Origin of the sequence: Rhizobium sp. RAF56, from assembly GCF_052113965.1 — a bacterium.
In the GTDB taxonomy this organism is placed as follows: Bacteria; Pseudomonadota; Alphaproteobacteria; order Rhizobiales; family Rhizobiaceae; genus Rhizobium.
Genome location: NZ_JBFRDU010000055.1, coordinates 1 through 24,652 on the forward strand (window position 1 = coordinate 1; position 24,652 = coordinate 24,652).

Sequence of the window (24,652 nt, forward strand, 5' to 3'; positions counted from 1 at the left end):
CCGCACGCCCCGCACGCCCTGCTTGCCGCATACGCCCTGCTGCGCATAAGACTGCTTGCTCCGGTATCTCAGGCAACAAAGGAGGCATTCAGGACACTTCCGCCCGAGCAGGCCGGGACGCCCGAATCGCCGCGGCTCGATCCACGCACCTTGCCGGCAACAGGCTCTAAGCCTCAACCGTCATCGACACCAGGAGCAAAGGATTTCACCGTCGAGTAGCTCTTCCTGGCGTTTTCGCAGTGAAGCCCTCGCCTCCTCAACGGTGCAGCTGGGATATTAGTCACATGTCTCTTGAAGTGCGCAACGGATAATTGCGACTGGATAAAACGCGCGAACTCTAGTTCGAACCCGCCACGTTCTGAGGGCGCTTTAGGCCCCAGATTCGCAGAAGCTCTAGCGGTGCCGAAATAGCGGCCTTCAGGACATACGTGTGAAACAGCATCGAAGGTTGACCCCTGCCGATTCTACGTAAAGCATTGATTCACATACACAAAATTGAAATCGGGAGGGTCACTACCGGCGCCGAGAATGACCCCGCGCGGATCGCGATTTTGCCTGCAAAGTCATGCACTTGCTGCCTTTTATCCGGGGGGCAACCCTTCGGTGCTGATTCACAGTCTTGCGCCGGCAGTCAAAAACGGAGCCAAGCATGGTGACGCTGATGTGGAGAAGTACTCTGATCACGATGGCTGGCTCGTTTCGCCACCAGGATCCTGCTGCACGATCGGAGGTTTGTATGATCGCCGCGTAAGGACGTTCCTCGTTGCAGTATCGACGCCAAGTTTCCAATGTTTCTCGGAAGGAGCGTATTCAGCCTTTGGATGTCTTTGAACAAGGTGACTACGACCTGGTGCCAACCTTTGCTATCACACCATTCAAAAGCCCGGCCCTATGGTGACTTCCGGCACGACCTAATGAGTGGAGTGGCGGTCGGCAGGCATATCGGCGCTAGCGTGCCCGCATTAGGAATGCCCTAATAGGCGCGACCGGGCGCTTGTTGAGAGGAGAGTGACCCCCTCCTCTCTCCATTGTCACGTCACACCGGATCTTGAGGACGCACCTAAAGGCGAGCGTCTCCCCCGACAGCTCGCCCTTTTCTTTGCCTATAGAGCAAAAGGCCTACAAGACAGGTCTGCCTACGGCCAAAGAGGTAGCTCTAGGTGGCGCAAATTGACTCAGCTGGAAAGTTTTCCTTAACCATGGCCCAGGTAGATTTGAGCGGACGAGACCGGACGTCAGGAAGAAGTCCCCCTCGACTCCCCACGTCACACACCGGACCTGTGGACGCACCTATAAGGGCGAGTTTAAGAATGCAGCTCGCCCTTCTCTTTATGACCATTAGGCTCCGCACGGAAACATCCGTTCCAATCCCTTTAGCGCAAGCGAGCCGAAATTGGCGAGATACTCAGAATCCTCGGCGCCGTTTTGGTCGCTGTGTATCGCGAGGAAAACGACGTCGACATTTATCACGACACCCTCGGGCGGGCACCACGACCCCGTGACAGCTCCCAACTTGTTCTGGGTAAACAGACCATGGATGACCCCGTTGATATAAGCCGTGACGACTGGATCCCGCCCGTAGAGCGTCCTGGCATCGCTGAGCCTGGTTGCCGCTATCAGGCGGTTCACATCCTCTTCAATCTTTGTGGTATCCGCTTGAGCCACTCCGGAGAGCGCCAGGCCGAGCACTAAACCCATGGCTAGTCGCATTGCCATTCTCCTCATAGCTGTATGCCAAGGTTTACCCAAAATAGGGAAAAAAAGCGGATTTCAGGCCAGGCATTGAGCATTTCCGACGTCGCCATCGCTATAAGATAGCCGTGAGCACGATCACACAGAAATACCTCCGCGAGATCCTTCACTACGACATGTATACGGGCGTCCTGTCCAACAGGATCGATCACGGTAAGGCTGAGGCAGGCTTCGTTCACCAAGCTAAGAATACCACCGGTCGAATCGCTATTCGGGTCAAGGCTCAGCTCGTTCTGGCGCACAGGGTTACGGCACCTGTAATGGCGGACGAGGTCATCATTCAGCAGCACCACCACCGCGGCTACTACGACCAGCCGGAGACAGTTCGCCGGCCCATCACCATCGACAAACATGGCGCGCGACTTGGTCAGGTGAGAGATCACAACGGTAACTGCGTGATCAAGACGATCCACGGAGAATGACTACGGTGACCGCACCACCAAGCGAATCCGAACGTGCGACTAGCCGGATATCGATAGGGGCCGATCGTGATGAGTTGCTCACCGGGCAAGATGATGATGCGCATGGTCCAGCGGTGCCGAGAGATAGCAACTTTACAGATTCGGGCATTGGACTTCCCGCCGGGCGATTCAGGGATAGAACCAGCTTCGCCGCGGCAGGTCCGGTAAGCTAAGCGTTGTCGTAGCAATAGTTGCAGCCGAAAGCGTCATTTAGAGTGATTCTAAAGTAGCTGAAACTGTGACCCCGATTAATGAATCAGCAGATCTCAACCCACCGACTGCAGTTCGGCGGTTCGACGAACGGATGTAATGCGCTGCGTTGTGCTTGCTTACTCAATACTTGATGTCGCGGGACTGCTGGCGTCCCTGCTGCTTGGTCTGCCGCTTGTCCTGACGGCAGGATGCGTTGCTTTGCTGGTTGGCGGCGCGGCATGCCTGCTTTGTGGAGCATGCTCCCTGTCGGGTTTCCTGTTTGACGTCACGGCCTGCGCGCCGTTGTTGCGCCAGCTCCGTCGCAGACGACGTTCCTGCCGCGCTTGCCGGGAACATAGTTGCCAGCAGAGCGGTGAGATCCCTTTAAGATGCTGCACCCGTCTTCACACGGGGCGCGCGGTGCGATGTCGAATTGGCTACAGAGCAGGAGGTCAATGCTTTTGGCACCAACGGCCCATTGCCATCGCCCTTGTAACTACCCTTCAGATCGACGACGAAGATTTCCGCGCTCCTGGAAAGACGAAGGCCTTCGCCGCAGGTCGCTTGGCGGACGCCTACCGCTCAGTCATATCCCAACACCTTGAGGGTGGCCGTCTTTGCGTTATTGAGGATCTGGTACTGGACGGTAACACCGGTGAGGCGCCCTTTGCGCCCTGGAGCGTTCTTGGCAGCCGTTTGACCTCCCGATTTCAGGACTCCGAGGTCGTTGACAGTGTCATCACGACGATTGTCCCAGCGGAGCACGACTTTATCGATCTTCACATCCGCGCCTTCGGCAGCGAGCTTCACCCATTTGACGTCTTTCTTCCATCGATCCCCTTCACTGTTAATGTTGACGCTTGGATCTACGGACTTGATCGTCTGCTGGCCGAGCACGAACCATTCGTCGGCAGCATTGGAGCTCCCTGCCCCCAAGAGCGCGGCGGAGGCGGCCAAGAAAGGAACCATCAAAGTTAGGATCTTGATCTTCATTTCCTTTTCCCTTCGGTTTGTTAGAAGATACGCCCCCGAGCCCATGTGAGAGCTATGGCGAAAGGTTCAACTGTCAAGGGAGTGATCGTCGCCTCGGACAACCGATCTGGCGTCTGTCGGCAGGGACTAGCGTTTGTTTTGGTCGGGACTAATTCCCACAGGAACGAAAAGAATTGGGATCGCAATGCCCGCCGCCGTGACCGAACTAACCGGCACCACCCTCGACGACCGTTACCGCCTGCTGGTCGACAATATCAGCGACTATGCGATCTTCGACTTCAAACAAAGGAGACACCCAATGTCATTGCCCAAACTGCCAACCATGGCGCCTTGGCAATTTTCTCAGCCCTTGGTGCCCGCGACACTGCTTCCGCACAGATGATGTCTCCGGATGCTGGCATGCAATACGATCAGGCGCAGCCGCAAGAAGGGATTTCGCCGATGCCTCCAGGGGGAATCAAAGATGGGCACGCCAAAAAGCTTTCAGCTTGCAATTTCACTGTTTGCCGTTGTCGCACTGCAATTCACACCCTTCGAAGAGAAAGCCGTCTCAGGGGACCTTCCCAAATACGACCATATCGTCGTCGTTATGATGGAAAATCACGCGTTCGACCAGATTTTCGCGCCGGGATCTGACGCGATTTATATGCGGAAGCTGGCAAAGGATGGCGCAGTTTTCAGCCAATCATTTGGGGTCACACATCCAAGTCAGCCCAACTATCTCGCGCTCTTTAGCGGCTCGACGCAAGGCGTCTGCAACGACCTGAACCACGACATCAATGCGCCGAATCTTGCGACGAGACTGGCGGCCAATGGCAAGTCGTTTGCGGGTTACATCGAGGCCGGATCGCCGCGAAAGCACAATCCCTGGGAGTCATTCACGAACGTCAAAGGGGTCGAGAAGCCCTTGACTCATTTCCCCACCGATTTTTCAAAACTGCCATCCGTCAGTTTCGTGATCCCAAACCTTCGAAACGACATGCATGACGGAACGATCGGGCAGGCTGATGCATGGCTGAAAGATCATCTAGGTCACTACGCCAGCTGGGCAAAAAACCACGACAGCTTGTTGATAGTGACCTTTGACGAAGATGACCGTCGTTCAGAAAATCGAATACCGACATTGTTATATGGATCAGGGATTCGTGTTGGGGTGCATTCCCAGACGATTGACCACTACACAATGTTGCGGACCATCGAAGACATCGAGCATCTCGCCCCAATTGGAATGAGTGCACACAGAGCACCAATCAGCGATGCTTGGCATTCGCCTGGGTCAGGGCAAAAACGCGGCATTAGGTAGCAATAACCACCGGGCCTAAGATGGCATCGCGACTACCCTGTTTCCGGGGAAAAACGGAGCCTCGAATGAGTGTAGCGTACGAGTTGGAGTAGACGGGCCGCCTTGACCGACAGGCTGCAGCAGTTTGAACGGGAGAGGGTCGACATTCAGGAATCATGAATGCGCTGGACCGTGTCATCCGGAGCTATGAACGTGACTACCAGACGGCAGTGCTACCACGGCGATGAGCGGAGAGATCGATCGAGATCTGCGATGACCGCCAATAGCGCGAAGCTGCTCCTTGGCAGCTTCCGGCTCAGAGCGACAACGAGGCTTCACTCGGGAATGGTGCTCAATCCCAAAACGTGAGAGCATGCCTGTACTAGCGGCAAAGTGCGCGACACAGCCAATGTCTAGCTTTGCGGGCCGCGAAGGGACGGTGGCGGGCCGCATTCTGGATGGGGCGCGTAGTTTGAAACCATTTATCTTGGCCGCAGGGCTTTCCTTGTTTCTTCTCGCCGCCTGTTCGCACACCGTGCAAACATTCGAGCAAACACCGTCATATTCGCCCGCGCAGCCGACAAGGACGCGGCTGACACAAGCGGTCGAAAGGCTTGGTGATCCTCGAGACGGTCGCTCCGGGGTCAAGGTGATCGGCAACGGAGAAGAAGCACTGGCAGCGCGCTTGGCGCTTGTAGCGGCCGCCGAAAAGACGATCGATGCGCAGTATTACCTTCTGCACGATGATGCTACCGGAAAAATCTTTGCGTGGAGCTTGCTGCAAGCCGCGGATCGGGGTGTGCGGGTGCGGCTATTGCTCGATGACATGGACACCAAGAGCTATGACGCCGTGACGGCGGCTCTGGACTCGCATAAAAACATCGAAATCCGGCTCTTTAACCCATTCTGGCGGGATCAGAGCCGTCTCGCCGCCGGCCTCACCGACTTCAAGCGGATCAACCGCCGGATGCACAACAAGTCGTTGACCGTCGATAATGCCATGTCGATCGTCGGTGGTCGTAATATCGGCGACGAGTATTTCCTGGCCAAGCGGGAACTGAACTATTCGGATCTCGATGTGCTGGTTGCTGGACCCGTTGTCGGCGAAGTCTCGAAAAACTTTGATGAGTACTGGAATAGCAAGTTCGCAGTGCCTGCGCGCGCCGTCGTTGGCGAACCCGAGGGGTTCAGTCTCGCCGAAGCGCGCGATCGCCTTGACAAGATCATCGGGGATGCGCGGGAGACGGAATATGCAAACGTCGTGCGTGCGGCTGCGAAGCAGAATCTAACGCCATCGACGTTGAAGCTCGCGTGGGTTCCCGCCAAAATGTACTCGGACCCCCCTTCAAAAGCGGCCGGTGAAGAAGACAACAAAGAAGAAATTCTTGCCTCTCAACTGGCAAAGTATTTCGCCGATGCGACATCAAAGGTTGAGATCATCTCTGCATATTTCGTGCCAGGCAAACGCGGCACAGAGTGGTTGCGGGAACTTGAGGCGCGGGGCGTCGAGGTGTTGGTTGTAACCAATTCGCTGGCATCGAACGACGTGAAACCCGTCTATGCGCATTATGCAAAGGACCGGCGGGCTCTTCTGGAAGGTGGAGTCCACCTCTACGAACTTCGGCCTGACGCAGATCAAGAAGCGCATCGCGGCGTCAATTGGGGTGAATCGCGATCGGGTCTGCACGCCAAGGCGTTTACCATCGACGATCGTTACCTGTTCGTCGGCTCGTTCAACTGGGACCCGCGGTCGGTGAATATCAATACGGAGATGGGCATTCTGATCGACTCGCCTGAATTTACCAGGAAGACGTCGAATGCCCTAAGAGGCGTTTTAAGAGAAGAAACCTTTGCCGTAAGGCTAGATAAGGACAAGCGGATCTCGTGGACGGAAACCGAGCCGGACGGGACGCAGCGGATCTACTATCATGAGCCGACGGGTTCGCCCTGGGATCAATTCGTGGCGGGATTTTATGCGATTCTCCCTCTCGGTTCGCAGCTCTGAGGTTTTCGCGACGCAACCAGCCTAATCGGCGCTCTAACGTAACGTCTTTGTCCGCCACCTCTCGTCATCGAAACCGGAAAGATCCAGACCTAGCTAGACTATAGCGTTCGCCGCGAGCGCCAAACAGGACAATTGGGTTCGACAACTGAAGCGATGGCGGCTGGAGCAAAGAGTTCTTGCCGCCTTCGGCCGGCCCCTTGCTGGTTGGCCGCAAATTAGCGATCCTTTGCATGCCGATCAACCACCGAGATTTCACCTAGCTAAAGCCAGCGTCGGCGTTGTCCGCTTTTCGGGACTAAGCGTGATAGCGGGTCACCTGCAACGCTGCCACGAGCGCGACCAACGTCAGCGGCATTGCGGGTAGTTTGCTGGTTTCTGTTCTAATTCAGATGCGTAACCCGTTTTTGGTGGTCTTTGCTACCTAATGCCGCAAAAACGAAATCCAGGTTCGACCTCGAAATCCGGGTTTGGCGCAGACCCCACGTTCGGGCGGACCTTTCGCTGCCGTCTCGAAAGGCTTCTGCTTTGAACGACCTCACGTTAGCCTACCAATCCGGCTGAAGGCGACTCGTCAACTTAGTAGAGCCCGGTGATGGCGCGTGCCAAACGCTCCTGGTTAATCTCGGGTCCGGTCATATCATGGATGTAGACCCGTTCTTTCCCGGTACCTGCCTCACGCGTGAACACATACAAACTCCTAGTGGTGCCGGGTCTGGTCACCAAGACACCGCCATAGATGGCAATCGACCCAAGCAGCCTATTTGCGCGCTGCAAGGTCCGCTTGAACGCGGCGGCTCTTTCCAATCTTCCATCGCGGATTTCTTCGATCGGCGTTCCAGCGATGGTGTGACCGACTAAATCCCTTGCCAACTTCGTGCAGTCTTGGCTGGTATGACCGACAAAGCAATATTCTCTATCCTCGGCCAGATGCGAAATATCAAAGTCATCGACAATCTGGGTGCCCGTCGGAAGAAAGAACGAAAACGCTTCCATGATTTACAGCCCTCCTATGAGAGATTCTTGAGGTTATTCGCCTCGGGGAAGGGATACCAGCGAAGAGGAGTATCCAAGCTTCAGCCGTGCTCTCGCAACAGCACTTTGGCTCCCGCCAGAGGACTTTTTTGTTGCGGTCTCGCAACTGGTGGAGCGCGGTGATCGCCCTCTTTGTCTAGAAAGGGTTGTCGCTGATTTTTGGCAGGACGCCGGGGAAGAGCTTGCCGAGGCTATCTCGTGTGCTCTTGCACCATTCATCGCCGATAGTGATCGAGTTGGGATAGGTCTTGGAGCGCTCCCACTGCTCATCACGCGCCTCCTGGGACAAGCCGCTAGCATTGGCGTATTCCTTGATCGCGACGGCGACCTTTGCAACGCTCTTTGCATCGAAGGAAAGGTCTTTGTCGAGGCACCGGGATGCCACCTGGTATAAGGCGTAGATATTGAACAGCTTGTCAGCCGGATCGTCACCCTCCGCATGGGCTGCTCCTCCGGACAGAAGTGCACAGATTATTGCGGCGCAGGCGGTCATCCTCATCATCGTTTCTCTCCCTTCCCAGAGAATGAGCCGCCCGAAGGCGGCTCGTCAACTTAGTAGAGAGCGGTGATGGCGCGCGCCAAGCGGTCCGGGTTAATCTCTGACGCGCTCGTATCATGGACGTAGACCCGATCTTTCCCGTCCTCACGCGTGAACACATACAGGGGCACTGTCACGTGGGCGAATAGGGGAAGCAAGGACCCGCCATTTCGCATACTTTTAAGCGGCGGTGATTGCCGCGTCGCGCCAAATCTTCATCGCTGATGCGCGAAGGGTTCGGTGGGTGGAGGCCGATGTCAGATGGCGTTGGACATTAACGGGTTGTATGTGGCAGCGTGGGTTGAAAGAAATCTTGGGGCCGATCCGACGCTATTGAACCCTTGCATCTGGCGTTCTCGTCGTGGGGTTGGCTGATGGGAATTCTCCGCCCGATTGTTGCGCTAGTGGCCGCGATGATGCCGTTGCGCGATGCCAAGATCGCGCGCTGCGGCGTGATATGATCGCAGATCGTCGCATCACCTTCTCGGGCACGCAGCCAATTTTCTTCAGCAGCTTGCGTAGCAATTTCAACGCGGCGGCCTTGTTCCGCATGGTCTGGACGAGAACATCCAAAACCTCGCCCTCGGCATCAACGGCACGCGAGAGATAGACCGGACGCCCATCAATCCTGAGACAGACTTCGTCCAGATGCCAGGTTGTATGCGGCTTGGGCCGCCGTTTGCGCAGCCTCGCCGCGATCATCGGCCCAAAATGATATACCCAACGCCGGACTGTCTCATAGGAGACGACGATCCCGCGCTCTGCTAACAGATCTTCGACGTCGCGGAAGCTCAACGTGAACCTGAGATAGAGCCAGATCGCCTGCTGAATAATTTCAGGCGGGAACCGGTAGCCGCTGTAGCAGATTTTCGTCATCCTGCTGGTTATCGGTTCGCCAGAGGGATCGCAAGCTCCAACGACGTGACAATGCCCCCGCGACCGCTGCCGCAGGGATCAGCCGGCAAACCTCGCGCCGAGGCCGCCATCGACCTGCCAGTTCGCGCCGGTCACGAACGACGCCTCGTCGGAAATCAGGAAGACAGCGCAATTTGCAATTTCCTGCGGCGTGGCCATCCGACCCATCGGGTGTGCATCGAGCACTCGGGCGCGCAGCCCAGGCGCGCTCTTTTCGAAGAATTCCTTGACCAGGAAGGTCTCGGTATAGCCTGGAGACAGCGCGTTGACGCGGATCTGGTGGGGCCCGACCTCGAGCGCCAATGAGCGGGTAAGGCCGACGAGACCGGATTTGGCCGCCGCATAGGGAAACATGCCGGGATAGGTAAGCTCAGAGTGTAACGAGGCGATGTTGACAATTGCTCCGTGTCTCGCTGCGATCATGCTCGGGAGTACGGCCCTTGCCATGAGCCAGGCTGACTTGAGGTCGACGCTGAAGACATCGTCCCATTGCTGCTCGGTCATGGCAACGGGGTCGGCGTAACTGTTGCGACCTGCATTGTTGACCAGGGCGGTCACCGGCCCGAAGGCCACGATCGCCTTTTCATGAAATCCGGCAATGTCGGCCGCCGAGCGGACGTCGCCCCTGCCGAAGAACAATCTGTCGCGCGCGCCAAGCCTTTCGGCGAGCCCAGCGCTTTCCTCAAGGTCGATATCTATGAACGAAACGCGCGCGCCCTCGGCCAGCGCCTTCTCGACGATGGCCGCGCCGATCCCCCTACTTCCGCCCGTGATCATCACATGCTGTCCGCCAAGACGATCGCTCATTGTCTTCTACCAATCCGCCACGCTGCCGTCATGATGATACCACTGGATGGGCCTGACCTCCTGATAGGGGTGCTTGGCCGCCGCCTTCATGTCGATCTCAATGCCTATCCCCGGTACCATGCTTGGTTCGACGTAGCCGCCAACAATTGGCGTGACGCCGGTGACAATCTCGTCACGCCACGGGACATCTGAACGCATGACTTCCTGGATAAGGAAATTAGGCGTCGAGAAGCCGAAATGAATATTGACCATGGTGGCAATCGGCCCTAGCGGGTTGTGTGGCGCCATGCTGACGCCGTAGCTGTCGCACAGCGCGGCTATCTTGCGGATTTCGGTGAGGCCGCCCGCATGACAGACGTCGGGTTGTGCAACGGCGATCGCGCCTGCCTGCAGCAGGTGCAGGAACTCATGCCGATGGACCAGCCGCTCGCCAGCGGCAATTGGCACTCGTGTCGAGCGCGCCACGCGCGCGGTACCCTCCCAATCCTCAGGCTGGCATGGCTCCTCGATGAAGAATGGCCGGTAGGGCTCCAGCACTTTGGCATAGGAGATCGCCATGGCGGATGTCGTGCGGCCGTGCAGGTCGACCATGATATCGACGTCGTCCCCGGCACCCTCGCGCGCCGCGCGCATGAGCGCCTCCGCCTCGTTCAGGGCTGCCAGCCCATCCAGCGGAGCAGTCCTGCCGACGGCGAGGATCTTCACCGCGGAAAATCCGTCCTCCCTTGAGCGCGCCGCCTTCTCAGAGAATGAAGCGACGGCTGCACTATTGTAGACGGCATCGGACTCACCGCCGCCGAGATGATCATACATTCGGAGCCGCTTGCGGCTGAGCCCGCCGATCAACTGCCAGAGTGGAATGCCGAGGTCCTTCGACTTTAGATCGTGCAACGCCTGGTCGATCCCTGACAGCGCCGACATGGTGACAATTCCGCCCTTGAAGAAGAGATGGCGGAACATCACCTGCCAGAGATGCTCGATGTTGCGCGGATCCTCGCCGAGGATCAGGCTCCCCATGTCTTCGATGGCACCGGTGACCGCGCGTGTCTGGAATTCGAGCGTCGCCTCGCCCAGCCCGTACAATCCTGGAACATCGGTATCGATCCGGACGAAGATCCAGTTTCGGAGCCGCGCATTGACGACAATTGTCTTGATCGTTGTGATCTTCATGGCAAGCCGCGCCCTTTAACGCCGATCGCGGGTGGATGGAGAGAGCCTGCCATCGCCTTACCGACCGGTAATCGATTGGCGGCGAATCCGCCGTTCGATGATCGTCTGCAGCACCACCGAAATCACGATGACGAGACCGAAGCAGAGCTGCGTATAGAAGGCGTTGATTCCCGCCGACACGATGCCTGCGTTGATGGCACCGATGATGTAGGAAGCCACAAACGTGCCGACGACCGATCCCGTGCCACCGAACACCGACGTACCGCCAAGAAAGACCGAGGCGATCGTGTTCAGGAGAAATCCGTCTCCGGTCGTGGGCCAGAAGTAATAACCGTAAATAGAGGTCAGCAGGCCGCAGAAAACGGATGTGACGCCGACGAGAATGAAGGCCCGGGTCTTCACCGAGACGACATCGATACCCATCAGCCGGGCACTGGTCGGATTGTCGCCGACAAGAAACACATGGGCGCCGAAACGGGTGCGATTGAGCAATGCCCAAAGGACGATAAGGATCGCGACCATCCACAGGCTCTGGACCGGAACACCCAGCAGGTTCTCGCGCAAAAGAGTATGCAGGGCGGGATATTCGTCGGCCGTCAGCGGCACGCCGGTCCCGTTCATCAGCACGAGTTCGAGGCCCCGAAATAGAAACGACGTCCCGATGGTGATAACCAGCGAAGGGATATTGAGCTTTGCGACCAACAGCCCATTGAGCAGGCCGCAGACGGCACCGGTCGCCAAGCCGGCAACCAGCCCGATCGGCCAGGGGATGCCGGCATAGGCTGTGACAAGGCAGAAGACAGCCGTTCCAAGCGCCATGATTGACGGAAAGGAAAGGTCGATCTCGCCTGTAATGACGACGAAGGTGAGCGACAGGGCGATAATGCCGAATTGCGGGGTGGTCTGGGCAAAGGCCTTGTAGATGTCGATATTGGTGAAGACGGCCGGAGCGGCGGCGACAAAGGCGAGCCACATGACGAAACCGACACCGACGATACCCAGCTGGCTGCCGTATCGCCGCAGAAGCGATGGTGGCGAAACGCGGTTGTTGGCGGGCTTGGCTGAAAGTGCACTTTCGGACATGGTCACTCCTCGGAAGAGCCTGCGTCAAGAAAGCCGGTTTTGGCCACGCGGTAGAGCCGATTGATCAGTTCATCCATGCTGATCTCATCCTTCTTGTAGACGCCCGCAACCTTGCCACGATCGAGCACGTAGAGCCGGTCCACCACGGGATAGACGTGGAAGATATTGTGATCGATGAAAATCGCCGATTTCCCCGCCTTCTTGATGCTGCTGACGAAATCGAGTGTTTTCTTGGTTTCCGTCAGCGACAGGCCCATGGTTGGCTCGTCGAGGATCACCAACTGGGCATCGAAATAGAGCGCACGGGTGATCGCGACTCCCTGTTTTTCGCCGCCGGACATGGTGGTCACCACATTGTCGGGATGAACCGCGGCCGATGTGAAGCCCATGTGCTCGCTCATCAGTCGGGCACACTCTTCACGCATGCGGCGGACATCGAGCAAATGCCATTTCGTTTTCATCTCCCGACCCATGAACATATTGCGCCAGATCGGCTGCTTTTCGCAAAGGGCACGCTCCTGATAGACGGTCTCGATCCCCAGTGATCGCGCCCGCGCGACCGACCAATCGTCGATGCGTTTCCCGTGGAAATATATCTCCCCACCGCGATCAGGCCGGTGAAAGCCCATTACGGTCTTCACCAGCGTGGATTTGCCCGCTCCATTGTCACCGAGGAGTCCTACGATCTCGCCGGGATAGACCGCGAAATTAACGTCCGCTAACGAGCGGACCTCACCGAACGTCTTAGAGACATTGCGAAGTTCGATGACCGGGGATGAAGAACGTTGGTCTTCTGCGCCTTGCGCCATGGCGATGTCCAGATGTTTGCAACGTGCGGACCGCTGATGAAGGCGATGACACACCATAGAGCCCGACTGCCCGGAGCGCGGCGACGCGCGCCCGGGCAGCGGAGTGGCGGCTGGTTCAGCGAATTTCCTTGGCCGCCAGTGGAGCGACCGCGTCCACGTTGGAAGAGTCGACAAAGGCGCCGGCGGTGTTGATATCGAGCCCCGAGAAGCCGAATTTCTTGGTCATGCAGATATTCAGGATTGGCAGATAGCCTTGAAGGAAAGGCTGCTGGTCGATGACCAGGTTCTGATAGCCATTCTTCACCGCTTGCGCGGTATTGGGCGACATATCGAATCCCGCGAAATAGACTTGGCCGGGCTTGAGCGACGCGGCCTTTGCGTAGACGCCGACGTTCGAAGTCAGGCCACCATGATCCGTTACGACGATCTTGATGCCGGGATTGGCACCCATTACGCCGACGAAGGTCGCAGTACCGGCATTCGGGTCGGCGTTGGTTGCGGCGTCGATCTCCTGATAGATCACCTTGGCGCCTGCCTTTTCGAAAGCATCGATGACGCCCACCGTCCGCTGGCCTCGATCCCCGCCTTGGCCCTTCAGGCCCCAGACGAAGACGCTGTCGCCGGATGCGAGCTTGGCGCGCTTGACCGCTTCAGTCCCGAGAGCAAAGCCCGCCGCATAGTTCGGGGCTCCGACATATCCTAGTCCCTGCGACGAATGCTTCTTCTGGCTGTCCGGAAGGGCCGTGTTCAAGGTCGTGAATATCGTGCCCTGAGCGAATGCTTGTTCGACGAGCGGCGCCGTTGCCGGTTCGCCGCCGAACCCATAAGTGGCAATGCCGTCGACCTTGGTGGCAAGGGCCTGCTGAATCTGGCTCAGCATCTTGTTGGGATCCCAGTCGGAGAAATAATAGGTCACCTGCGGGCCGAGATCGAGCTCCGCCTGGCGGAAACCATTATAGACGTTGTTCGCAAACACGCCCCCCTGCGGCCCCCCCGGAAATGCCGCGATCTTGACGCCCGAGCACCATTTGGCGGTAGGATCGAGCGCAAGCGCGCCGCCGGTCATCGCGCCGATAGCGACAGTCGCCATCGACAGCATCAGCAATCCTCGAATTCGAGATTTCAGCATTGCATCCTCCCTCTCCTAAAGCGGCCTCCCAGCCGCAGCGCATTCATTGCGCTTTCTACATTAGGGATAGCTTAGTCATACTCCATTGTAAATAAATATGACAAGTTCTCGCTTGCCTGCCATGTGGTTAGTTCCATGACAATCCAGAGATGGCGGTCCATGCCATTTCACAAGGGCGACAAGGCTGCCGATCAAATTCTGCTAAATCAAAATTATCTCATTGAAATAGCAGCATTAATTGTACGCGTCTCTTCGTTAACCCAGCCTGATTATTGCCGAACGGCGGCATTATAGACTTCTTGACCGATCCCAATGACGTAGACAAATGATCCGGCATCTCATAAAAGATGTATGACATGTTTAGGCGATCATGAAAAACAACCCATTGATGAAAGAAGAGAGAACAGCAGTTGCGATGGTCACCGAGACGCTGACTCGTGACATCCTGACCCTTCATGCGCCAGGCACGAGTCTGCCGAGCGAGGCCGACCTTGCAGAGCGCTTTGCGGTCAGTCGCTTGACCGTGCGCGAAGCCCTGAAGGTGCTTGCCGGCAAGGGGCTGGTCGATCTCGGACGCGGCAGGCGGCCGATCACGCGCGAGCCGGATGGTTCGGCCTTCGGCGAGTTTCTCGCGGCGATCATCCAGTACGATCCCAAGGGAGTGTTCGACCTTGTGGAAGTGCGTTTGACGCTCGAAATTCAATCGGTATCGCTTGCGGCCAAACGCGTGAGCCGCCCGGGTCTGGTGGCCATTGAATCTGCTCTCCAGGGCATGAAGGATGCTGCACCGGCTTTTCTGGAGACCGGCGATCCAGAGGCGGAGCGGCGATTTCACCATTTCGACGTCGGCTTCCACGAAGCTCTCGCGATGGCGAGCGGCAACCGCGTCCTGACCTTCCTATTCGAAGCGATGCTGAAGCCGCTGGAGAAATCGTTCTACCTCAGCCGACGAGGCCGAGAGTTAAGAGGACAGGGGATCGATGTGACGATCGCCGCACACCAGCGGATTTTCGATTGCGTCAGGGAAGGCAACCAGCGAGCGGCAGCGGAGGCAATGCGTGCGCATCTCGAAGACGCAAGCCGCGATATGCGTGCCGCACTCGGGACACCATTGCCATAGCACAGGATTTCAGTTCGCGGCGGGGCCACTATCAGAGCGCCCGCGCGTCCTGTCACCATGGACCGCCTGGCGGACATCGACTTATTCGGACCGAAAACCGGCCTGGCAATAGAACAGATAATCGCATCAGCGGCTGTTCTCGGCCTCGGCGTCAACGAGGGTTCCTATCTGACGGAAGAGGTGCGCGTCGGCGGCGGCTCCGTCGACCAGGGCCAAAAGGAAGCGGCTCACACGCTCGGTATGACACCCGGCCAGACGATGCGCCGCATCGTCCTGCCCCAGACCCTGCGGCTGATTCTGCCCTTTCTCGGCAATAGCGCCATCGGCATGCTGAAATTCTCCCGCTCGCCGCAACCATCGCCATGGGCGAAATGTGGAACGCGGCCCAGCGGATTTACTGGCACTGTCACGTTGTCGAATATGGGCAGTAAGGATCCGCCATTTCGCATACTTTCAAGCGGCGGCGATTGCCACGTCGCGCCAAGTCTTCATCGCCGATGCGCGAAAGGCTCGGTGGGTGGAGGCCGATGTCAGATGGCGTTGGACATTGAACGTGTTGTATGTGGCGGCGTGGATTGAAAGAAATCTTTGAGCTGATCCGACGCTCTTGAACCCCTGCATCTGGCGTTCTCGTCGTCGGGTTGGCTGATGGGAATTCTCCGCCCGATTGTTGCGCCATCGGCCGCGATGATGCCTGTGCGCGATGCCAAGATCGCGCGCCGCGGCGTGATATGATCGCAGATCGTCGGTGATCAGCTTCTCCGGCACGCAGCCAATTTTCTTCAGCAGCTTGCGTAGCATTTTCAACGCGGCGGCCTTGTTCCGCCTGGTCTGGACGAGAACATCCAAAACCTCGCCCTCGGCATCGACGGCACGCCAGAGATAGACCAGACGCCCATCAATCCTGAGATAGACCTCGTCCAGATGCCAGATTGTGTGCGGCTTGGGCCGCCGTTTGCGCAGCCTCGCCGCGATCATCGGCCCAAAATGGTTTACCCAACGCCGAACAGTCTCATAAGAAACGACGATCCCGCGTTCTGCCAACAGATCTTCCACGTCGCGGAAGCTCAACGCGAATCTGAGATAGAGCCAGATCGCCTGCCGAATAATTTCAGACGGGAACCGGTAGCCGCTTTAGCAAATTTTCGTCATCCTTTTGGCTACCGGTTTGCCAGGGGGGCAGCAAGGTCTGCGGCGTGACAATGCCGAGGTTGGCGCTGCGCGATACGCAAAAGCCAATGCCGGGACTGCGAAGGTGGGGGCTCGTCTTGAAATAGCCGAGGGGGCTGCGGCGCGTCATGGCGAGACGATACCCAACCCCCTGCCCTGCTTCAAGCCGGGTTCCTTTGACAGGGCCCCTGTGTCACCTGCGCCTGCGTGGCGGCCATTGTATTTTCCCCACCGGGCGTTCGTCCCCACGCAGCATGGCTCTGCCCCGCCCGACGAACATGTCCATCAGGAATTGCGTCATGCTGTCGACCATGTCGTCGTTCCTGCCTCTGGGAAAGGCGAGGCATTCATGACGGAACTCGGCAAGCCAGGGCGCCTGCGTCGGCAGCAGGAACGTACTGGGCTCGATACGGGCGACCTGTGTCTCGAAGCGGGTTTGCTTGTCATCTTTCGGAATGAAAGGCCTCAGCTTTCCGGCGATAGCGCGCTCCTGGCGAAGCTCTCGAAGGAGAATAATGCCGCATTGGGCGTGCTCGATGATGACCCGATCGGCCCCCCACGTATTGCTCATCTGCACGACCTTGCGCTTCAGAACGGCGTAGTCCAACTGAGCGCGATAGACGTCGAGCAGATACCAGACCCCACCGCGATGACCCCAGGTGGTGCAGGCAGAATAGTCACTGGTCGGCTCCGCCGTCATGCCGGTGTCCCAGCTCTGAACCACCTGTTCGAGTTCGTCGCGCCGCGGCCGTTTCTCGTATGTTCCCCAGCAGCTCCAGCTCATCCGGTTGCCGCCGGGCGGAGTCGGATCCTGCTGGTATTGTGCCGAGAAGATGAAGTCGCCGTGCTCGCGGCGGATCTTGTCAAGTTCCGCGCGTGGGAACGATTGGGAAAACAGGGGATCATCCTTGCGACGCATGTATATCCTGCCGCCGCCCAAGGGTATCTGCTGGTCTTCCACGGCGATCGATGGAAGATTGAGGTGATAGTATTCGCCGCTGGCAATCATGCGGCCAGCGACGTCGTCTTCGTGCAAGCGCTGCTGGATCGAGACGACGGCGCCGTTCAAGCGGTCGTCAAAACGCGTGAGCAGGCTTCCCGTCACGAACTCCCATGCATTCTCCCGCTCCGTGTCGGAGTTCTGGTCGTGGGCCTTCATCAAATCGTCGATGATGATCAGATCGGCGCCGTGGCCGGTAACCGGACCGCCGACCGAGGTGGCCTTGACACTGCCGCCGGCCGTCGTCGTAATGACCGCGCCCCTGACCTCAATCCTCGTCTCCGGAAAGAGCCGACGGTAGAACGGCGATTCCATCACCCGCCGCAGATTGGCGAGGTTGTGCGCGGCGAGATCTTTGCCGTAGCTTGCGAGGATGACCTTGCTTGCCGGCCGATGGCCGAGTGTCCAGGCCGTCAACCCGACACTGGTGCAGATCGTCTTCAGGTGACGCGGCGGCACCGTGATCAACAGCCGCCGGTTCTCGCCGTTGGCGACGCGTTCGAGCTGATGGCACATAGCCTCGACATGCCAGTTGTTGAGAAAACGGATGCCACGAGACCGATGCAGGACATCGAAGATACCTGCGACGAAGGCAAGAAAGTTGGTGCGGGCGACATCCCCCGCCATCATGGCATGGAACGCGGAAAGGTCCGGTTGTTGGATGGTCATCGGTTCGCTCCATGGTTTCGGTTGTGGCCGCCGGCGCTTCGACCAAAGCCCTCGCCCGGATCGCTCGCTTCTAATTCCTCGTCGCTATCGTCTGCGTCATCGTGATTGGATTCGGTGGCGGACGGCGTCTCGATGATGATCGCATCGGATGCGGCGGAAGGTGCTGGAAGTCCGAAGATGGACAACGCCTCCTCTACCTGCTTCTCGGAGAAGCCTACCTTCAGCAACTCAGTGGCCTTGAGGTCGGCCATCACCTGTCGCATTTCCTGCGACGGCTCCTGCAACGCTCCCTCGTCATCGGCGGCGCCCGAAGCCAGCTGCTGCCTCTTGCTTTCCCATTGGGTCACAAGCGACACAGCCTTCATGTCACCTTTCGCGAAGGCTTGTGCCATGCGTTGAAGTCCGACCTGGCGAACCGTCATGCGGCACGGCTTGCCCTCCTTCATGACGGTCACGGACTCATCGAGCATCACTGCCAACTGCTCCTCCATCGAAAGCTTCGCTTTCTTCGGACGACCTTTCGGGTTGGGACAGTGGCCCTTCTTGAAGCGCGAATGCACCGGCGGCTTCCTGTAGCCCACCTCGTAGTCGCCACCGGATGCGGGGTCGGTCTCGCCGACCCCGCCCCTGCTGCTGATCTTTGGCTCGCACAGCGCGGCTTCGATTGCTTGCTCCACGAGCGCCTGGCTCTGACGAGCGCATTGATCATCCGCAGTGGTCTGTTGATTGGCGCGGTTCGGTCTGGAGCGCTGGCGGATCGTCGGTTCCCGGTCAGACATTGGCCACCTCCGGCGTAATCCGGTTGCGCGAGCGCTGACGGATGCGGATCAGCGGCAGTTCATCCGAGCTACAACAGCTACCCGATCCGTTCGGAGGCTGCCTCGTGGTCACCTCCGCGTCGGCGTGCGCTCCAGCTTCGGCATCGGCTGCTTCCGTCCCCGCCTCCTGGCCTCGGATGCCCGCCAGCTCGGCAAACGTCATGCCGGTCTGCAGGTGCACCGCCTTGATGCCGGTGACGGCTTCAAAGCGCCGGACGATCGTGTCGACGTAAAGCGGATCGATCTCGATGCCGTAGCAGATGCGGCCACACTTCTGGGCAGCGACTAAGGTGGAGCCGGTGCCGAGGAAAGTGTCGAGAATGATCTCCTTCTGACGGCTGACGTCCCTGATCGCTTCCACCAGCAGGTTCACCGGCTTAACCGTCGGATGCAATTTAAGCGCTTCATCGCGCTCGCGGCCGAACGACGCCATGCCGGGATGGTCCCAGACATTGGTGCGATAGCGGCCGTTCTGGCCGAGCTCGACATTGTTGACATGGGCAACACTGCCCTTCTTGTAGATCAGGCAGAGTTCGTGCTGGGAGCGATAGAGGCTGCCCATGCCGCCCGTCCCCTTGTTCCAGACGCAGAGATTGAGCTGGCTGAGACCGCAGGCATCAAGTGCCGCCATGTAGGTGCCTAGACCACGCCAATCCATAAAACCGTAGTGCAGGCCGCCGTCGACGAGATAGCTCGCCGACAGCACGGAGACCTCGGTCAGGAACGCCAGGAACTCCGGCTTCGACATCTCGCCGGACGCCATGGCGAACTCGCGGTGTTTGACCTTGCCAAGGCCACTGACAAAGCCCCTTACCGGGACATTGTAGGGAGCGTCGGTCAGCACCAACCGGGCTTGCCGCTCCCCCATCAGCGCCTTCAGCACTTCGGGATCGAGGGCGCTGCCACAGATGACGCGGTGCGACCCAAGCGACCAGATGTCGCCGGTGCGAGATACGGCAGGCCCTGGTCGCTCATCAGGAATGGCGTCCCCAGCGTCGGGCTCCGCATCGGCTTGCCTGGCCGCTTCGATGAGGACGAGATCTATGGTCGGCGCGTCGAATCCCAACGCATCCATGTTGAAGTCGATGTCGATGAGCTCGGTGAGCTCGATGCTCAGTTCGGGAAGGTCCCACTCCGCCAGTTCGGCAATGCGGTTGTCGGCGACCTTGTAGGCCCGCTTCTCCGATTCCGAGAGGTAGTCGATGCGGATGGTGGGAAGTGCGGAGATACCGAGACGGCGGGCCGCCTCCAAGCGTGCGTCGCCGGCAAGCACGATGTTGCTCTCATCGATGACGATCGGGTTGAGGAAACCGAACTGGGTGAACGAACCCGTGATCGCAGCGATCTGCTTCTCGTCATGGGTGCGGGTCTTGCGCGGATGCGGCTTCAGCTCCGCGACCCCGACCATCTCAATGCGATCGGCGATCTTGTTGGCGAAAGCCGCTAGCTCCGGTAGCAATTGCACCGTTGGGCGTCGGTGCGATCTGGCTTTGCGGGTAGAAGTAAATTGGATCGTTTTGGAAACAGGCATCCGTCTCTCCTTGATCTGGGAGACGGAGCAGTTGGAAGCGAGCGCAACCAACCCTCCGGCTTGCGCCAGATGGGTAAAGGTTTGCTGCTTCGTGGACGATTGTCCTTTGATGCTGCCCGCGGTCAGAATGACTGCGTGCGGCACTTTTAACGCGTCTGCTTCCTTAACGTCAATAGGCAGCTATGAAACTCTTGCGCCCCTCAATCCGAGTTCGCCGCAAGCGCCTCCGTCGCGAGGGGCCGCCACTAAATGACTGGACTTGCTGCCGGAACGAAGCATTGCTGGTGTCGAAGACGAAGCCAGCGTCGCTGCTTTGCTCGTCTCCAGGCCCGCCCGAGCGGGCCTACGAAATCGCGCGCTACGGGCCAACATCTTACGACGCCGGTGACGCCACTTGAAATGCGCCCGCTCGAATGGAAGCGTGCGCGGGGCGTTTTCATTTTCTTGATTTCTGGTATCGTTCGGCCCTCGAACGGGAGTAGGCGTAATGTTCGTAGCAAGTTTGGTTCCGGGCAACCTCTATTGGGCTCGGTCTTTAAAGTATATCGACGGCAAAATCACGGTTGTGGAGATCTCCACCGTGTTCGGTGAAGATCCGGAATTCTGGACAGTTGCGGTTCTCGGTTCCGACCAGCATTTCATGCCAGGCGATTTCGAGATAATCGCCCCTATCGAGCCGCCAGCAGCGTTTCCGATACGCCACGCCGCGGAGTAGCGGCACCCGCAGACCGTCTGACGCAACGGCCTTCGCGCCAGTGATCTCCACTAGTGAGTGCCGGCGCCGAAGTAATTTGCCGGACGCGCGCTCGCACACCGCGCGGGGCGGGAAGTTCAGGAAAAGCCCAGTGCGCAAGCGTAGGGAGAATCGAAGTATCGATCGCCTTCCTTCCGCGCTTCTAAGGAGGATAGTGAAAAGGTCGCAGCGATATTGCCCCGACCTTTCTCATTTCATCAGCCACGTTCACCTCCAAGCACTCCGGACTTGAAAGCGTCGACCTCCTGCACCACCCGATCCTTTGCCGTATCGTGAACGTCCGATGCAAGGGCAACCGCCTTGTCATAAACGTCGGATGCGATCTCGGCCCCTTGATCAACCAACGACGCGGCCCGAGCCGAAACCGCATCTTTTGTCGAGTCAGCGGCTTCGCCGAGATACACGTTTTCACCTTTGAGAACAATTGCGCCACGTCCGCGGGAGCCCCAGGACAAAGGACTGGACTTGCTGCCGGAACGAAGCATTGCTGGGTCGACGACGAGAGAGTGTCGCTCCTTGAAGGTCTCCCTGCCCGCCGACGCGGGCTCGCCCCAGTACAGGCGCCGGATCGGCCGGAACCTGCACAAGGGAGACCGACATGACCAAAGAGAAAACAAATTCCGCACGGCAAGAAGGTTTAGCGGCCGCCAATTCGGCACGAGCCGTTACGGCCGAGGCCGTTTCGCAGGCTGCCACGGCTGCAGCGACCGGAAAGGGCGAGACCGCCTCCAGGCGCCGGCAACGAACGCAGTCTGCAGAGCTGCAAGCGAATGCAGGCTCGCCGAATGCCGGTGCGATCTCGGCGCCGGCGGGAAGCTCGACATCTGCGACCAAGACCGATCTCGTCCTGAAAGAGCTACGGACGCCGCACGGTGCCACACTGGAATCCTTGATGCGCGTCACCGGCTGGCAGGTCCACTCGGTGCGCGGTTTCCTGTCGGCGACGGTCCGCAAGAAGCTGGAGCTCGACCTGCTGCGTGAGACGGATGCCGACGGTATCTCCCACTATCGCGTCGTTGACCCTGTGACGGTACGTGATGAAGTCGAAAGGCGTCCGGACAAACCCCGGGTGCGGCGGACCGCCCTCTCCCGCATCCAGCAGCTGGTGGTGACGGAGTGACGGAGTAGGTCATGGCGAAGAAACCAAGCCTCGAACAGAGGATCACCGCCCTCGGCGATCTTTCCCGCGCCGCGCTGGTTGATCTCTGGATCGGCACCTATGGCCATCCGCCACCATCCGGCGTCAGGCAGCCGCTGTTGATCCGGGCCGCCGCATGGCACCTGCAACAGAAGCATCTCGGCGGCTATCCGGCAGCAACCCGGCAATTGCTCAACGCCGCCGTCAGGCGGGTCTCGTCGGGGCCGATCGAGAAGCAGACGGATCCGGTAGCAATCGGGCGACCTCATCGGAGATATTGGACGGCGAGACCACCGATCGCGCAACGGGCAAAAGCCAACTGCCGGGATCGCGGCGATCGCGTGGTGGTGACCGGGAGCGCTTGGGAGGAGCTGCGGCCGCCGCCGTCGAGACGCTTGCCACGCCGCGACAAACTCCGGCGCCCGGTGCCCGGCTGCTGCGGGAGTGGAACGGCCGCCGCCATGTTGTCGATGTCATCGAGCGGGGGTTTGTCTACGAAGGGGTCAGCTATCGGTCACTGTCGGCGATCGCCCGGCGGATCACCGGCGCGCACTGGTCGGGACCGAGGTTCTTTGGCCTATGAGCTCGGTCCAAAAACTGCGCTGCGCCGTCTACACACGCAAGTCCAGCGAAGAAGGTCTCGACCAGGCCTTCAACTCGCTCGATGCCCAGCGCGAAGCCTGCGTCGCCTTCATCCGCTCGCAGGCCAGCCTCGGCTGGAGGATCGTTGCCGATCCCTATGACGATGGCGGCATCTCCGGTGGCACCATGGAGCGCCCTGCCCTCAAGCGCCTGCTGCAGCACATCCGCGAACGTCGCATCGACGTCATCGTCGTCTACAAGATCGATCGCCTAACTCGGTCATTGATGGACTTTGCGAGAATGGTCGAGATCTTCGACCAGCATTCGGTGTCCTTCGTCTCCGTCACCCAGCAGTTCAACACCACCACCTCGATGGGCCGGCTGACCCTGAACGTGCTTTTGTCCTTCGCACAGTTCGAGCGTGAGGTCACCGCTGAGCGCATCCGCGACAAGGTCGCGGCCTCGAAGAAAAAAGGCATGTGGATGGGCGGACCTGTGCCGCTCGGCTACAAGGCGGTCGACCGCAAGCTGGCAATCGATCCCGAGGCCGCCGGCATCGTCGGCAAGATATTCGATTGTTATCTCGAGCTGCGGTCGGTGCCGGCCCTGATCGAACAGTGGCCATCCGATGGCGCGATGGGACTGCCACCGAGCCGCGGCAAGCTTTACCATCTGCTCTCCAATCCGATCTACATCGGCAAGGTCCGTCACAAGGGTGTTGTCCATGACGGTGAGCAGCCACCACTCGTCGATGCCGAGACTTTTGATCGCGTCCAGGAACTGCTGGCCGAACAAGCGCAGTCGCCGAAGGTAAAGGCCGTCAGTCAGGATGGCGGTTCCGGCCTTCTCACCGGCTTGCTGTTCGATGCCGATGGCTGCAGGCTGACACCGGTGCATGCCAGCAGCCACGGCAAGCGTTATCGCTACTATGTCTCCGATCACAGAAATCGGAATCAAACTATCAAGAGCCGTGGATTACGTATTCCGACCAATCACCTGGAGGAAACGGTTGAACTGAAACTGCAGCAGCTGCTCGGCGATGGGTCGCGACTGATGCCGCTCATCGACGCGTATCCGGTAGCCTCTGATGTCATGGCGACGCTTGGGGCAGCCAGGCGACTATCGCAACATCTGCCGACCCTGTCTCATCCCGAGAAGCGATCGCTGATGCGATCCGTGTTTCGCCGCATCGTGCTGGGCGACAAGATGCTCGTCATCGAACTCGATGGCGCAGGACTGATGCAGATCATCACGGATCATGCTTGCGAACGAGGCCTAGACAATCGATGCGATAGTCATCCCACAGCCTCGATGAATGATGCACCAGCGATCGTACTTAACTTCCCTCTCGCCTTCAAAACCCGCGGCGTTGAATCCCGCATCGTCGTCGACGGTCGGTCACCATCCCAGGTCGACAAGACGCTCGTCGACGGCATCGCGCTCGCGCATGCCTGTCTTAAGGCGCTGACCGATGGATCGTCAAAAGGCATTTCGGAGGTCGCCGCCGATCGCTGCATGGATGCTTCCGATGTCAGTCGCATCCTGCCGCTCGCCTTCCTGGCACTGTTGATTTGCGCTGAGAGTTGACCCGGGATTTGCACTGAGAAGTGACCCGCCTTTTAGGTATCGTTCGTGTCGGTCGTCGTGGTCAAGCTTCTCCGTTTCTCCTTTGCCGTTTTGGGTTCATGTGCAGAACTATTTT

Annotated in this window: 23 protein-coding genes and 4 pseudogenes; 12 read left to right on the plus strand and 15 right to left on the minus strand. The window is 58.8% G+C overall.

Annotation, left to right across the window (positions count from 1 at the left end; all coding sequences use genetic code 11):
* A pseudogene (locus tag AB4048_RS26530) lies at positions 1 to 219 on the plus strand (hypothetical protein); the annotation flags it as partial.
* A 1,119-nt stretch (positions 220 to 1,338) separates the two neighbouring features.
* Here the strand turns inward: AB4048_RS26530 and AB4048_RS26535 are convergent.
* Entirely contained in the window at positions 1,339 to 1,710 is a 372-nt protein-coding gene (locus AB4048_RS26535; RefSeq protein ID WP_442204974.1) for a hypothetical protein, read from the minus strand.
* 110 nt (positions 1,711 to 1,820) lie between these two features.
* Here AB4048_RS26535 and AB4048_RS26540 point away from each other — a divergent pair, with 110 nt between their 5' ends.
* Positions 1,821 to 2,174: a hypothetical protein gene (locus tag AB4048_RS26540; RefSeq protein WP_442204975.1), complete on the plus strand. Its 354-nt coding sequence runs from the start codon at positions 1,821 to 1,823 to the stop codon at positions 2,172 to 2,174.
* 813 nt (positions 2,175 to 2,987) lie between these two features.
* Here the strand turns inward: AB4048_RS26540 and AB4048_RS26545 are convergent.
* A complete protein-coding gene (locus tag AB4048_RS26545; RefSeq protein WP_442204976.1) occupies positions 2,988 to 3,398 on the minus strand; it encodes a hypothetical protein in 411 nt (136 codons plus the stop codon).
* A 184-nt stretch (positions 3,399 to 3,582) separates the two neighbouring features.
* On the opposite strand from AB4048_RS26545, the gene AB4048_RS26550 reads away from it, so the two are divergent.
* The 3 genes from AB4048_RS26550 (at position 3,583) to AB4048_RS26560 (ending at position 6,685) form a co-directional block, all read left to right on the plus strand.
* A complete protein-coding gene (locus AB4048_RS26550; protein WP_442204977.1) occupies positions 3,583 to 3,780 on the plus strand; it encodes a hypothetical protein in 198 nt (65 codons plus the stop codon).
* A gap of 81 nt (positions 3,781 to 3,861) precedes the next feature.
* Positions 3,862 to 4,701, plus strand: coding sequence for an alkaline phosphatase family protein (locus tag AB4048_RS26555; protein ID WP_442204978.1), 840 nt, complete (start codon positions 3,862 to 3,864; stop codon positions 4,699 to 4,701).
* A gap of 388 nt (positions 4,702 to 5,089) precedes the next feature.
* Complete coding sequence (locus tag AB4048_RS26560) at positions 5,090 to 6,685, plus strand: phospholipase D family protein (RefSeq protein WP_442204979.1); 1,596 nt, start codon at positions 5,090 to 5,092, stop codon at positions 6,683 to 6,685.
* 576 nt (positions 6,686 to 7,261) lie between these two features.
* On the opposite strand, the gene AB4048_RS26565 is transcribed toward AB4048_RS26560, so the two are convergent.
* From AB4048_RS26565 to AB4048_RS26600, 8 genes and pseudogenes are all read right to left on the minus strand, one after another.
* Positions 7,262 to 7,678 carry a hypothetical protein gene (locus AB4048_RS26565; protein WP_442204980.1) on the minus strand — a complete coding sequence of 139 codons (417 nt, stop codon included), beginning with the start codon at positions 7,676 to 7,678 and terminating at the stop codon, positions 7,262 to 7,264.
* A gap of 175 nt (positions 7,679 to 7,853) precedes the next feature.
* A complete protein-coding gene (locus tag AB4048_RS26570; RefSeq protein WP_442204981.1) occupies positions 7,854 to 8,219 on the minus strand; it encodes a hypothetical protein in 366 nt (121 codons plus the stop codon).
* A gap of 216 nt (positions 8,220 to 8,435) precedes the next feature.
* Positions 8,436 to 9,131, minus strand: a pseudogene (locus AB4048_RS26575) (IS6 family transposase).
* A 78-nt stretch (positions 9,132 to 9,209) separates the two neighbouring features.
* Positions 9,210 to 9,977, minus strand: coding sequence for a glucose 1-dehydrogenase (locus AB4048_RS26580; protein WP_442204982.1), 768 nt, complete (start codon positions 9,975 to 9,977; stop codon positions 9,210 to 9,212).
* 6 nt (positions 9,978 to 9,983) lie between these two features.
* On the minus strand, positions 9,984 to 11,147 hold the full coding sequence (gene dgoD / locus AB4048_RS26585; protein ID WP_442204983.1) for a galactonate dehydratase: 1,164 nt from the start codon (positions 11,145 to 11,147) through the stop codon (positions 9,984 to 9,986).
* Positions 11,148 to 11,204: 57 nt separating this feature from the next.
* The gene (locus AB4048_RS26590) at positions 11,205 to 12,230 is read right to left on the minus strand and encodes an ABC transporter permease (RefSeq protein WP_442204984.1); all 1,026 of its coding nucleotides are present in this window, start codon (positions 12,228 to 12,230) and stop codon (positions 11,205 to 11,207) included.
* 2 nt (positions 12,231 to 12,232) lie between these two features.
* Entirely contained in the window at positions 12,233 to 13,213 is a 981-nt protein-coding gene (locus AB4048_RS26595; RefSeq protein ID WP_442204985.1) for an ATP-binding cassette domain-containing protein, read from the minus strand.
* On the minus strand, positions 13,155 to 14,168 hold the full coding sequence (locus AB4048_RS26600; RefSeq protein WP_442204986.1) for a sugar ABC transporter substrate-binding protein: 1,014 nt from the start codon (positions 14,166 to 14,168) through the stop codon (positions 13,155 to 13,157). Before AB4048_RS26600 ends, AB4048_RS26595 begins: the two co-directional genes overlap by 59 nt.
* A 388-nt stretch (positions 14,169 to 14,556) precedes the next feature.
* Between AB4048_RS26600 and AB4048_RS26605 the strand changes: the two genes are divergently transcribed.
* The gene (locus AB4048_RS26605) at positions 14,557 to 15,288 is read left to right on the plus strand and encodes a FadR/GntR family transcriptional regulator (RefSeq protein ID WP_442204987.1); all 732 of its coding nucleotides are present in this window, start codon (positions 14,557 to 14,559) and stop codon (positions 15,286 to 15,288) included.
* 57 nt (positions 15,289 to 15,345) lie between these two features.
* Complete coding sequence (locus AB4048_RS26610) at positions 15,346 to 15,867, plus strand: ABC transporter permease subunit (RefSeq protein ID WP_442204988.1); 522 nt, start codon at positions 15,346 to 15,348, stop codon at positions 15,865 to 15,867.
* On the opposite strand, the pseudogene AB4048_RS26615 reads toward AB4048_RS26610, so the two are convergent.
* The 4 genes and pseudogenes from AB4048_RS26615 to AB4048_RS26630 all read right to left on the minus strand — a co-directional run.
* Positions 15,754 to 16,416 (minus strand): annotated as a pseudogene (locus AB4048_RS26615) (IS6 family transposase); the annotation flags it as partial. The gene AB4048_RS26610 and the pseudogene AB4048_RS26615 sit on opposite strands and share 114 nt — an antisense overlap.
* 235 nt (positions 16,417 to 16,651) lie before the next feature.
* Positions 16,652 to 18,127, minus strand: coding sequence for a phage terminase large subunit (terL, locus tag AB4048_RS26620; protein ID WP_442204989.1), 1,476 nt, complete (start codon positions 18,125 to 18,127; stop codon positions 16,652 to 16,654).
* A complete protein-coding gene (locus tag AB4048_RS26625; RefSeq protein ID WP_442204990.1) occupies positions 18,124 to 18,906 on the minus strand; it encodes a DUF5681 domain-containing protein in 783 nt (260 codons plus the stop codon). Before AB4048_RS26625 ends, terL begins: the two co-directional genes overlap by 4 nt.
* Positions 18,899 to 20,476, minus strand: a complete 1,578-nt coding sequence (locus AB4048_RS26630; protein ID WP_442204991.1) for a site-specific DNA-methyltransferase — start codon at positions 20,474 to 20,476, stop codon at positions 18,899 to 18,901. The genes AB4048_RS26625 and AB4048_RS26630 overlap by 8 nt, the downstream gene beginning before the upstream one ends.
* A gap of 487 nt (positions 20,477 to 20,963) precedes the next feature.
* Here AB4048_RS26630 and AB4048_RS26635 point away from each other — a divergent pair, with 487 nt between their 5' ends.
* A complete protein-coding gene (locus AB4048_RS26635) occupies positions 20,964 to 21,191 on the plus strand; it encodes a hypothetical protein (RefSeq protein WP_442204992.1) in 228 nt (75 codons plus the stop codon).
* 236 nt (positions 21,192 to 21,427) lie between these two features.
* On the opposite strand, the gene AB4048_RS26640 is transcribed toward AB4048_RS26635, so the two are convergent.
* Complete coding sequence (locus AB4048_RS26640) at positions 21,428 to 21,634, minus strand: hypothetical protein (protein WP_442204993.1); 207 nt, start codon at positions 21,632 to 21,634, stop codon at positions 21,428 to 21,430.
* Between the two features lie 194 nt (positions 21,635 to 21,828).
* On the opposite strand from AB4048_RS26640, the gene AB4048_RS26645 reads away from it, so the two are divergent.
* From AB4048_RS26645 to AB4048_RS26660, 4 genes and pseudogenes are all read left to right on the plus strand, one after another.
* Positions 21,829 to 22,350 carry a DUF3489 domain-containing protein gene (locus tag AB4048_RS26645; RefSeq protein ID WP_442204994.1) on the plus strand — a complete coding sequence of 174 codons (522 nt, stop codon included), beginning with the start codon at positions 21,829 to 21,831 and terminating at the stop codon, positions 22,348 to 22,350.
* Between the two features lie 11 nt (positions 22,351 to 22,361).
* A pseudogene (locus tag AB4048_RS26650) lies at positions 22,362 to 22,523 on the plus strand (hypothetical protein); the annotation flags it as partial.
* Complete coding sequence (locus AB4048_RS26655) at positions 22,505 to 22,951, plus strand: DUF2924 domain-containing protein (protein ID WP_442204995.1); 447 nt, start codon at positions 22,505 to 22,507, stop codon at positions 22,949 to 22,951. The pseudogene AB4048_RS26650 and the gene AB4048_RS26655, both read left to right, overlap by 19 nt.
* Positions 22,948 to 24,537, plus strand: a complete 1,590-nt coding sequence (locus AB4048_RS26660) for a recombinase family protein (protein WP_442204996.1) — start codon at positions 22,948 to 22,950, stop codon at positions 24,535 to 24,537. The genes AB4048_RS26655 and AB4048_RS26660 overlap by 4 nt, the downstream gene beginning before the upstream one ends.
* The last annotated feature ends 115 nt before the right edge of the window (positions 24,538 to 24,652 follow it).